A 10405-nucleotide genomic window follows, 5' to 3' on the forward strand; every position below is an offset into this window, starting at 1 on the left:
TTCCGGCGGTTCCAACCTTACCAGACTCTTTCTCGTTCCGTTTCCGGTCCGAATTTGAATTCCGGTGACCTGCTGGAAGGTCTTTGCCTTTCGGCGTGTCCACCACGTTAGCCGATTCCTTTGGCGACTCATAATCGAGTCAAAGGGATTGAATTTCGGCATGCCGAAATCGCACCCGCCAGGGTGAATCGTAGGTAGTAGTTGGCCGCTCCGGGCTGTTCGGTTGTGGTCCGATGGACCACGCCGACGGCAACGCCCGTTTCAAGCGGCTCGGGCTACATTAGGGGTCACCCAAGAGCGAGTCAAGTCGCGCGGCGGCGTGGCACGTGGGCCCGGTAGGGGCTCACTGTGGGGTCCCCGTCGATCCAGAACCGCCAGGGGTGAGTGGCTCCGTCGCCGCCCACTCCGGTGCGTGGACCGTTGCGTACCTGGTCACGCGGTGGTGGGGTGCCGTGCAGGACGGAGAGCGGGGCGCCGGGGTGGGCGATGGCGTCGCTGCCGTTCAGGGCACGGTCGACATCGAGGGCGGTGGCCAGGCGGGCCGGGCCTTTGGCCAGTTCCTTGTCGTTGCGGGCCGAGTTTCGACGTAGACGCGCGAGGTCCGTGCCGACTCTGATGTCGCCCGCGCGGAGCAGTACCCCGCCGGCCATGCCCTCCGGGCCGCACACCAGGTTGAGGCAGTGCCACATGCCGTAGGTGAAGTAGACGTAGACATGGCCGGGCGGTCCGAACATGACGCCATTGCGCGCCGTGCGGCCTCTGAAGGCGTGCGATCCGGGGTCGGCCTCGCCCGCGTACGCCTCCACTTCCGTGAGGCGGAGCTCGATGGGGCCGTCCGGCGTGGCGCGCACCAGGGTGCGGCCCAGGAGGTCTGGTGCCACGTCCAGCACGGGGCGGTCGAAGAAGTCGCGCGGCAACGGCGTACGGTCCAAGCCCTCGATCATGGCGGTCGAGGTTACCGGGAACCGACAACGGTCGTGGCGCGTATGTACGGGTCAGGACCAAGGAGGAGTAAACATGGGCTTCAAGCGGCTGCTCGCGAGCCTCGGCGCCGGTGGCGCCTCGGTGGAGACCGAGCTTTCCGAGCTCAACGTCGTGCCGGGCGGGGTCGTGCAGGGCGAGGTGCGGATCCAGGGCGGTTCCGTCGATCAGCAGATCGAGGGACTCTCGGTGGGGCTGCAGGCCCGGGTCGAGGTCGAGGGCCACGACACGGAGACCAAGCAGGACATCGAGTTCACCAAGCTGCGGCTCGGCGGCGCTTTCCAGATTCGGGCCGGGGCCACGCACGTCGTTCCCTTCGGGCTGGAAATCCCCTGGGAGACGCCGATCACCGTATTCGCCGGGCACCACCTGCACGGCATGAACATCGGCGTGACCACGGAACTGGAGATCGCGCGGGCGGTGGACTCCGGTGACCTGGACCCGATCAACGTGCACCCGCTTCCGGCGCAGCAGGCCATCCTCGACGCCTTCGGCCAGCTCGGATTCCGCTTCCACAGCGCGGACATGGAACGCGGTCACATCCGCGGGACGCGTCAGCGGCTGCCGTTCTACCAGGAGATCGAGTTCCTCCCGCCACAGCAGTACCGCGGTCTGAACCAGGTGGAGCTGTCGTTCGTCACGGACGACCGCGAGATGGACGTCGTCCTGGAGATGGACAAGAAGGGCGGCCTCTTCACCGAGGGCAGTGACACCTACCGTTCCTTCAAGGTCGGGCTGCACGACTTCCAGGGGACCGACTGGGCGGCGTACCTCAATCAGTGGCTGGCTCAGGTCGGCGGCCAGCGCAACTGGCTCTAGGGTCGGTGCAGGATCTGCCGACCGACCCGTACTGCCATCAGGAGAGGTGCTGACGTGACCGAGCCGAAGAGGGCCCCGCTGCCGCACGACTTCCACCCGGAAGTGCCGTCGTTCACCGTGACGAGCGAGGATCTCGCCCCCGGCGCCGTGCTGGCGGACGCCCAGGTGTTCGCGGCGGGGAACACCTCGCCGCAGCTGCGGTGGGAGAGCTTCCCGGCCGAGACGAAGAGCTTCGCCGTGACGTGCTTCGATCCCGATGCCCCGACCGGCAGCGGGTTCTGGCACTGGGTGCTGTTCGACATCCCCGCGTCGGTCACGGAGCTGCCGGCCGGAGCGGGCAGCGGCACCTTCGAGGGGCTTCCGGCCGGTGCCGTGCAGGCGCGCAACGACTACGGGTCGAAGGACTTCGGCGGTGCCGCGCCGCCCGCCGGGGAGAACCACCGCTATGTGTTCACCGTGTACGCGGTGGACACCGGGAAGCTGGGGGTCGACAGCGACGCGTCGCCCGCGGTCGTCGGGTTCAACCTGCGGTTCCACACCCTGGGCCGTGCCCAGCTGATCGGTGAGTACACGGGTCCCGCCTAGGGTCCCCCGTCGAACCGGGTGTTCCACCGCTGTTTGCCCTGTCCTGGTCCTGGAGAGACCAGGACAGGGCATTTTTTATTGCGTTGTCCATCACGGCCCGCCCGGCCAGAGTTGATCCGGGCCTGCCAGGGGGCGGGCGGCACACGGGAGGTGGGCGAGATGCGGGACACGCTGGTACTGAACGCGAGCTTCGAGCCGCTGTCGACGGTGACGCTGAAGCGTGCGGTGGTGCTGATCCTTCAGGACAAGGCCGTCGTCGAGCAGTCGCATCCCAGTCTCCGTATGCGCGGTGCCGCCGTGGACATTCCGGCGCCCCGGGTGATCAGGCTCTGCCGGTACGTACGGGTGCCGTTCCGAAGACACGCCCCGTGGTCCCGGAGGGGGGTGCTGGTCAGGGACCAGCACCGGTGCGCGTACTGCGGGCGGCGGGCGAGCACCGTCGACCACGTCGTACCGCGTGCCCAGGGGGGTCAGGACACTTGGCTCAACACGGTGGCGTCCTGCGCCGAGGACAACCACCGCAAGGCGGCCCGGACGCCGGAGCAGGCGGGGATGCCGCTGCTGCGGCAGCCGTTCGTACCGTCCCCGGCGCAGGCGATGCTGCTGGCCATGGGGGCCGGGGAGCCGACCGGACTGCCGGACTGGCTGGAGGGGGCAGCGGCGTAGTCGGCGTACGCGTGTCGCGGTACGGAAGCCCGCCTCCGGGGGGAGGCGGGCTTCCATGTGTCAGCGGAGCAGCAGCTGGACGATGGCGGCCGTGCCGACCGCGACGATGAGCACCCGCAGGACCACGGGGCTGAGGCGGCGGCCGATCTTCGCGCCGATCTGGCCGCCGAGTGCGGAGCCGACGGCGATGAGCAGGACGGCCGTCCAGTTGAAGTCCGCGACGAAGAGGAAGAAGAGCGCGGCGATGCTGTTGACGACCGCGGCGAGGACGTTCTTGACGGCGTTCAGGCGCTGCATGGTGTCGTCGAGCAGCATCCCCATCAGGGAGAGGTAGATGATCCCCTGGGCGGCGGTGAAGTAGCCGCCGTAGACGCTCGCGAGCATGAGGCCGATGAACAGGAGCGGCCCGCCGTCGGCGCGGGCGGGGCCGCCGGTGGTCTCGCGGCGGCGCTGGACCGCTTTGCTGATGCGGGGTTGCAGGACGACCAGGACGAGGGCCAGGGCCACCAGGATCGGGACGATGGTCTCGAAGGCCGTGGACGGCAGGGACAGCAGCAGGGTGGCACCGGTGAGGCCGCCGATGAGGGAGCCGATCGCGAGCTTGAGTACGCGGCGGCCCTGGCCCTCGAGTTCCTTGCGGTAACCGATGGCGCCGCTGACCGAGCCGGGTATCAGGCCGAGGGCGTTGGAGACGGTGGCCGTGACCGGGGGCAGGCCGGTGGCCAGCAGCACGGGGAAAGTGATCAGCGTTCCCGATCCGACGATCGTGTTGATCGTGCCGGCGCTGATGCCCGCCGCGAAGACGGCGAGCATCTCCCAGATGTTCATGGCGTATCCCCCGTGCATGATCGGTGCTTGGTGCACTGATCATGCACGGGGCGTGTACGCGTCATTCGACCGGGGGTTCCTCCCGGCGTTCCTTGGCGATGCCGAGGCCCGGGGCCGCCTTGCCGGTGTCGAAGCCCGGAGCCCCGTTGCCGAGGTTGCCGAAAGCCCCGCTCAGGCCCTTGAGGGCGTCGCCGATCTCGCTGGGCACGATCCAGAGCTTGTTGGCGTCGCCCTCGGCGATCTTCGGGAGCATCTGGAGGTACTGGTACGAGAGGAGCTTCTGGTCCGGGTCTCCGGCGTGGATCGACTCGAAGACCGTACGGATCGCCTGGGCCTCGCCCTCGGCACGCAGCGCCGAGGCCTTGGCCTCACCCTCGGCGCGCAGGATCGCGGACTGCTTCTCGCCCTCGGCGGTGAGGATCGCGGACTGGCGCGTACCTTCGGCCTGGAGGATCGCGGCGCGCTTGTCACGGTCGGCGCGCATCTGCTTCTCCATCGAGTCCTGGATGGAGGTGGGCGGCTCGATCGCCTTGAGCTCGACGCGGTTGACGCGGATGCCCCACTTGCCGGTGGCCTCGTCCAGGACGCCGCGCAGGGCCGCGTTGATCTCCTCGCGGGAGGTGAGGGTCCGCTCCAGGTCCATGCCACCGATGATGTTGCGGAGCGTGGTGACGGTGAGCTGCTCGATCGCCTGGATGTAGCTGGCGACCTCGTAGGTCGCGGCCCTGGCGTCGGTCACCTGGTAGTAGATGACGGTGTCGATGTTCACGACCAGGTTGTCCTGGGTGATCACCGGCTGGGGCGGGAACGGCACGACCTGCTCACGCAGGTCGATGCGGTTGCGGATGGTGTCGATGAACGGCACCACGATGTTCAGGCCCGCGTTGAGGGTGCGGGTGTAGCGGCCGAAGCGTTCGACGATGGCGGCGCTGGCCTGGGGGATGACCTGGATCGTCTTGATCAGGGCGATGAAGACGAGCACCACCAGAATGATCAGGACGATGATGATCGGTTGCATCGTTCTTCGTTGCCCTTCGGTTGCCGACGGATCGCGATGATCGAGGTCGATTCCATGATGGGGGTCGGCGGTCGGGCCGGCCCCGCGCTCATGATGATCGACATGATCGACATCGAGTCTGGCAGAACACGCGCTGTCTTGTGGACGGTTCGGTCACATGACGACTGCCGTGGCTCCGTCGATGTCGACGACATCGACCTGTTGGCCGGGATCGAAGCTCTGGTCCTCGTCGAACGTGCGGGCCGACCAGATCTCCCCGGCCAGCTTGATCCGGCCGCCGCTGCCGTCGACCCGTTCCAGGACAACGGCCTGACGGCCCTTCAACGCGTCGATGCCCGTGGCGAGTCGGGGCCGGTCGGAGCGGTGTCTCGCGGCGATCGGGCGGACCACCGCGACCAGTGCCACGGAGACCACCAGGAACACCAGGACCTGGGCCACGATGCCGCCGCCGAGTGCCGCGACCACAGCCGCAGCGACCGCGCCGACGGCGAACATGCCGAACTCGGGCATCGCGGTCAGGACGAGCGGGATGCCCAGTCCCGCCGCGCCGATCAGCCACCACACCCACGCGTCGATGTCCACGGGGCCATGGTAGAACCGCGGACGCCCTCGCGGACAGGGTGCGAGCGAGCCACTGCGCCCGCCGGGCACGTGGGCCGGGCGGGCGGGTCGGGATATTCGTGTCGTCCTCGTCGCCCGTCGGCCGGGCGCGGGGGTCAGGAGAGCGGCAGGCCGTGGGCCGTGTAGCGGTCGCCGGTGTGCTCGACGACGAGCGGCAGCCCGAAGCAGAGGGACAGGTTGCGGGAGGTGAGCTCGGTCTCCATCGGACCGGCGGCGAGGACCTTGCCCTGCCGGATCATCAGGACGTGGGTGAAGCCGGGGGCGATCTCCTCGACATGGTGGGTGACCATGATCATGGAGGGGGCGTACGGGTCGCGGGCCAGCCGGCCGAGGCGGCGCACCAGGTCCTCCCGGCCGCCGAGGTCGAGTCCGGCCGCCGGTTCGTCGAGGAGCAGCAGCTCGGGGTCGGTCATCATGGCGCGGGCGATCAGCGTGCGCTTGCGCTCGCCCTCGGACAGGGTGCCGAACCTGCGGTCGAGGTACTCGGTCATGCCGAGCCGGTCGAGGAAGGCGCGGGCGCGCTCCTCGTCGACGGCCTCGTAGTCCTCGTGCCAGGTGGCGGTCATGCCGTACGCGGCGGTGAGCACGGTCTGCAGGACGGTCTGGCGGCGGGGCAGCTTCTCGGCCATGGCGATGCCCGCGATGCCGATGCGGGGGCGGAGCTCGAAGACGTCGGTGCCGACACCGCCGAGCTGCTCGCCGAGGACACTGACGCTGCCGGAGCTGGGGAAGAGGTAGCTGGACGCGATGTTGAGGAGGGTGGTCTTGCCGGCGCCGTTCGGGCCGAGGATGACCCAGCGCTCCCCCTCCTTGACCGACCAGGAGACATCGTCCACCAGAGCGCGTCCGTCGCGGACCACGGATACGTCCACCAGCTCCAGTACATCGCTCATGGCGCGTTGTCTCCCCATGCAGTGTCGAGATCGTCGGTGCCTGTGGGCACGGCTCCCCAGGAAATCTACGCCACCGGACGAGTGTGCCCGGCGCTGGGCCCGCGTGAGGACGGGCGCGGGGCCGGTTCTCTACGCTGGTCCCATGCTTTCGGAACCACGCTCAGGACGGCTGGCCGCATGGGGGAACGCGCTTCTGGCGGGGCTGGTGTCGCCGGACGACGCCGCGCTCGCCATTGTCGGGGAGGACGCGGTGCACCGCGTCGGGGGACTTCCGGGTGAGGCGGGGCCGGTCGGGCTCACGCTGGCCCTGGGGCGGCTGCGGGGGCTGGGGGTGACCGGTTTCCGGGTGGCGCTGCCCGCTCCGGGGCATCCGCTGGGGCTGAGCGGTCCGCCGGAGTTCAACGCGCGGGCGCTGGAGGCCGAGGAGGCGGTGGTGGCGTTCGGCGCGCCGTACGGGCTGGTTCCCGAGGTGCGGGAGGCGGGGCCGGAGGGGGATCTGCACGTCGAGGTGGTGTGGCGGTGTCTGCCGGTGCGGGAGGCGCCGCCGGCCGATGTGCCGTCGCTGGGCGAGGCGGAGCGGGAGCTCGCGGAGGGGCTGCGGGACGCGACGGCGGTGCTGTCGCGGCTGGACGTGGCCGGTTCGGGGCCGGTGGCCGAGGCGGCGGTGGACGCGTACCGGGCGCGGGCGGAGCGGGGGCGCGAGGTGCTGGCCCCGGGGTATCCGCCGCGGGCGGTGCGGGTGCTGGAGCTGGCGCAGCGGGTGGGGCTGCTGATCTCGGTGGCGTACGAGAAAGGGCACGGCGGGGCGGTGAGCGCCTCGCAGATCGCGGCGCGGGGCGAGGCGCTGCGGCCGGTGGAGCGGGTGGCGCGGCGGGCGCAGGTGGCGGCGTACAACGCCTATGTGGAGGAGCTGGAGCGGCGGCGGTAGACCGTCCGGGCGGGTCCGGGGCGGCCCCGGACCCGCCCGTCGCTCAGTCCACGGCGCCGTGCCGGACGGCCCAGAGGGCTGCCTGGGTGCGGTCGGCGAGGTCCAGCTTCATGAGGATGTTCGAGACGTGTGTCTTGACCGTCTTCTCGGAGAGGACCAGGGCGCGCGCGATCTCGCGGTTGGAGCGGCCGTCGGCGATCAGCCCGAGCACTTCCCGTTCCCGTTCGGTGAGTGTGCTCCCCCGGCCCGTGCCGCCGCCCGGGTCCTCCTGGGCGAGCAGGGCGCCGGCCACCTCCGGCTGGAGCAGGACGTGGCCCGCGTGCACCGAGCGGATGGCGCCGGCCAGTGCTTCCGGGTCGATGTCCTTGTACACGTAGCCGGAGGCTCCGGCGCGCAGGGCGGGGATGACGGTGCGCTGCTCGGTGAAGCTGGTGACGATCAGGACCTTGGCCGGATTCTCCAGCTCGCGGAGTCTGCGCAGGGCTTCCATGCCGTCCGTGCCGGGCATCTTGATGTCCATGAGGACGACGTCGGGGCGGAGCTCCTCGGTCCGGGCCACGCCCTCGGCGCCGTCGGCCGCCTCGCCGACCACTTCTATGTCGTCCTGGATCTCCAGGAACGTACGCAGACCGCGGCGGACCACCTGGTGGTCGTCGACCAGCAGCACCCTGATGGTTCTGTCAGCCACCGGGTACCTCCATCTCGATCGTGGTGCCCTTGCCGGGCGCCGATTCAACGGTGAGCCGTCCGCCGACGCCGTTCGCGCGGTCCCGCATGGAGACCAGGCCCAGATGGCGGCCGGCCCGGCGGGTCGCGGCGGGTTCGAAGCCGCGGCCGTCGTCGGTGATCCGCAGCAGTGTGCCGCTGCCGTGCCGGGCCAGGGTGACGTCGACGTGTTCCGCCCCGGAGTGGCGCAGCGCGTTGTGCAGGGCTTCCTGGGCGACGCGGAGCAGGGCCTCCTCCTGGGCGGCGGGCAGGGCCCGGATGCCCAGGCTCTCGAAGGTGACCCGGGCGGTGTGGGCCCGGTCCAGGACCTGGATCTGGGTACGGAGGGTGGCGACGAGCCCGTCCTCGTCGAGTGCGGCGGGGCGCAGTTCGACGACGGCGGCGCGCAGCTCGTCCGCGGCTTCGGCGGCGAGTGCGGCGACCTGCTGGAGCTCCCCCTTGGCGCGGGCCGGGTCGCGGTCGATCAGGGCGGTCGCCGCCTGGGCCGTCAGCCGCAGCGAGAAGAGCTTCTGGCTGACGGCATCGTGCAGCTCGTGGGCGAGGCGGGAGCGCTCCTCGGCGATGGTGAGTTCCCGGCTGCGCTCGTAGAGGCGGGCGTTGGTGAGGGCGATCGCGGCGTGCTGGGCCAGGATGCCCAGCAGTTCCTCGTCCTCGGCGGTGAAGCCGCAGCCGCCCTCGGGTTTGGGGCAGCGTTTGTTGGCGAGGAAGAGCGCGCCGATGGTCTCCTCGCCGTCCCTGATGGGCAGGCCCAGGAAGTCGGACATGTCGGGGTGGGCGTCGGGCCAGCCCTCGAAGCGGGGGTCCTTGCGGACGTCGGCGAGGCGTTCGGCCTTCGTCTCGTGGAGCATCGCGGCAAGGATGCCGTGCTGTCTGGGGAGCGGGCCGATCGCCTTCCACTGTTCGTCGCTGATCCCGTCGACGACGAACTGGGCGAAGCCCCCGTGGTCGTCGGGGACGCCCAGGGCGGCGTACTCGGCGTTCAGCAGCTCGCGGGCCGAGGCGACGATCGTCTTGAGGACGTCGCGTACTTCCAGGTGCCTGCTCATGGCGAGCAGGGCGGCGCTCACGGCTGAGAGACCCGACGGTGGGCGGTGGCTCATGTGCCTCACGGTACCGGCGGGGTTCGAACGCCGTATCGGCCTGTGGACGGCCCCGGATTGGGACGCCGGGCCTAGGCCGTACGTCCGAGCCACCGCTGTGCGGGCCTGGATCTAACCCTCTGAATTGCTGAAGCAACGGTTGGTCAGTTCGTTATGCGGCCGATGTGAGGCCGCGCATAGGACCCACATCACTTACGAAGCCGGCTAGTGGACACGTAAGCGCCACATCAGTGGTCATGAGCGGGGGCCGTCACACCCGAGCGGGTACCCGGTCCACTACCCGGGTTCGTACGTCACACCTTTGCCAGCAGATTTTGCTGGCGCTAAGAATTGCTCTCGTCCCCGACGGAGATGCGAAAGAACGCTTCCCGTCTTCGTCCTCCGTGAGGACTCCCGCGATTCGAAGAGGTACGTCTGCATGTTCGCGTCCAGCAACACCGGCCGTCGCCGCCGTCTGAACAAGACCCAGAAGCTCTCCGTCGCAGGTATCTCGGCCATGGCCGCCGCCGCGCTCTCGTTCTCGCTCGTCCCCGCCAACGCCGACTCCAAGCCCGAGGCCGCGGCCGCCGTGTCCGGCGTCCCCGTGGTGCTCGCGTCGGCCGCCGGTACGCCGCAGGCCAAGGCCGTGCAGGCCAGCATCATCGAGCAGCACTCCACCGCCGAGAAGCTGGTGAAGGCCGCCGACCTCGCCAAGGCCAAGAAGGCCGCAGCCGCGAAGGCCAAGGCCGCCAAGGCGAAGGCAGCGGCGCAGGCGAAGGCCGACGCCAGGGCCCGGGCCGCGGCGGTGCGGACCGAGGCCGCCGCCAAGCGCGCCGAGCCGCAGGCCGCCAGCCGCTCCGAGGTCCGTACCCCGGTCTACGCGAACAACCTGGACGGCTGGATCCGGCAGGCCCTCGACATCATGCGGTCCCACGGCATCCCCGGCTCGTACGACGGTCTGCACCGCAACATCATGCGTGAGTCGACCGGCAACCCGAACGCGGTCAACGGCTGGGACATCAACGCCCAGAACGGCACCCCGTCCTGCGGTCTGCTCCAGGTGATCCAGCCGACGTTCAACGCGTACCACGTCCCGGGCACCTCGTCGAACATCTACGACCCGGTCGCCAACATCGCGGCCGCCGCCAACTACGCGGCCGACCGGTACGGCTCGATCGACAACGTCAACAGCGCGTACTGACCGGCGGCCCGTCCGCCGGGCGGCCACCGTCGACGCCGAAGGGCGGCACCCCGCACGGGG

12 protein-coding genes are annotated in these 10405 nt (G+C 70.0%); 5 read left to right on the forward strand and 7 right to left on the reverse strand.

Features of this window, described 5'->3' with window-relative positions; genetic code table 11:
• Positions 1-302 precede the first annotated feature (302 nt).
• Positions 303-944, reverse strand: coding sequence for a DNA-3-methyladenine glycosylase (locus ACFCV8_RS33190; protein WP_376689218.1), 642 nt, complete (start codon positions 942-944; stop codon positions 303-305).
• Between the two features lie 73 nt (positions 945-1017).
• Here ACFCV8_RS33190 and ACFCV8_RS33195 point away from each other — a divergent pair, with 73 nt between their 5' ends.
• The 3 genes from ACFCV8_RS33195 (at position 1018) to ACFCV8_RS33205 (ending at position 3051) form a co-directional block, all read left to right on the forward strand.
• Positions 1018-1800, forward strand: coding sequence for a sporulation protein (locus ACFCV8_RS33195; RefSeq protein ID WP_376689219.1), 783 nt, complete (start codon positions 1018-1020; stop codon positions 1798-1800).
• Positions 1801-1854: 54 nt separating this feature from the next.
• The gene (locus ACFCV8_RS33200; protein WP_376689220.1) at positions 1855-2385 is read left to right on the forward strand and encodes a YbhB/YbcL family Raf kinase inhibitor-like protein; all 531 of its coding nucleotides are present in this window, start codon (positions 1855-1857) and stop codon (positions 2383-2385) included.
• Between the two features lie 159 nt (positions 2386-2544).
• Positions 2545-3051: an HNH endonuclease gene (locus ACFCV8_RS33205; protein WP_376689221.1), complete on the forward strand. Its 507-nt coding sequence runs from the start codon at positions 2545-2547 to the stop codon at positions 3049-3051.
• 60 nt (positions 3052-3111) lie between these two features.
• Here the strand turns inward: ACFCV8_RS33205 and ACFCV8_RS33210 are convergent, their stop codons facing one another.
• The 4 genes from ACFCV8_RS33210 to ACFCV8_RS33225 form a co-directional block, all read right to left on the reverse strand.
• The gene (locus ACFCV8_RS33210; RefSeq protein WP_376689222.1) at positions 3112-3879 is read right to left on the reverse strand and encodes a sulfite exporter TauE/SafE family protein; all 768 of its coding nucleotides are present in this window, start codon (positions 3877-3879) and stop codon (positions 3112-3114) included.
• A gap of 61 nt (positions 3880-3940) precedes the next feature.
• On the reverse strand, positions 3941-4897 hold the full coding sequence (locus tag ACFCV8_RS33215) for an SPFH domain-containing protein (protein WP_376689223.1): 957 nt from the start codon (positions 4895-4897) through the stop codon (positions 3941-3943).
• Between the two features lie 153 nt (positions 4898-5050).
• Positions 5051-5479 (reverse strand): NfeD family protein, encoded by a 429-nt coding sequence (locus ACFCV8_RS33220; RefSeq protein WP_376689224.1) that lies wholly within the window; start codon positions 5477-5479, stop codon positions 5051-5053.
• 134 nt (positions 5480-5613) lie between these two features.
• Positions 5614-6411 carry an ABC transporter ATP-binding protein gene (locus ACFCV8_RS33225; RefSeq protein ID WP_376689225.1) on the reverse strand — a complete coding sequence of 266 codons (798 nt, stop codon included), beginning with the start codon at positions 6409-6411 and terminating at the stop codon, positions 5614-5616.
• 142 nt (positions 6412-6553) lie between these two features.
• On the opposite strand from ACFCV8_RS33225, the gene ACFCV8_RS33230 reads away from it, so the two are divergent.
• Positions 6554-7339, forward strand: a complete 786-nt coding sequence (locus ACFCV8_RS33230) for a hypothetical protein (protein ID WP_376689226.1) — start codon at positions 6554-6556, stop codon at positions 7337-7339.
• A gap of 43 nt (positions 7340-7382) precedes the next feature.
• Here ACFCV8_RS33230 and ACFCV8_RS33235 read toward each other — a convergent pair whose 3' ends face one another.
• Both ACFCV8_RS33235 and ACFCV8_RS33240 read right to left on the reverse strand, forming a co-directional pair.
• The gene (locus tag ACFCV8_RS33235; RefSeq protein WP_376689227.1) at positions 7383-8027 is read right to left on the reverse strand and encodes a response regulator; all 645 of its coding nucleotides are present in this window, start codon (positions 8025-8027) and stop codon (positions 7383-7385) included.
• Positions 8020-9165 carry a GAF domain-containing sensor histidine kinase gene (locus ACFCV8_RS33240; RefSeq protein WP_376689228.1) on the reverse strand — a complete coding sequence of 382 codons (1146 nt, stop codon included), beginning with the start codon at positions 9163-9165 and terminating at the stop codon, positions 8020-8022. Before ACFCV8_RS33240 ends, ACFCV8_RS33235 begins: the two co-directional genes overlap by 8 nt.
• A gap of 418 nt (positions 9166-9583) precedes the next feature.
• Here ACFCV8_RS33240 and ACFCV8_RS33245 point away from each other — a divergent pair, with 418 nt between their 5' ends.
• Positions 9584-10345: a transglycosylase SLT domain-containing protein gene (locus ACFCV8_RS33245; protein ID WP_376689229.1), complete on the forward strand. Its 762-nt coding sequence runs from the start codon at positions 9584-9586 to the stop codon at positions 10343-10345.
• Positions 10346-10405 lie beyond the last annotated feature (60 nt).

Source organism: Streptomyces sp. NPDC056347 (assembly GCF_042262625.1).
Taxonomy (GTDB): Bacteria; Actinomycetota; Actinomycetes; order Streptomycetales; family Streptomycetaceae; genus Streptomyces.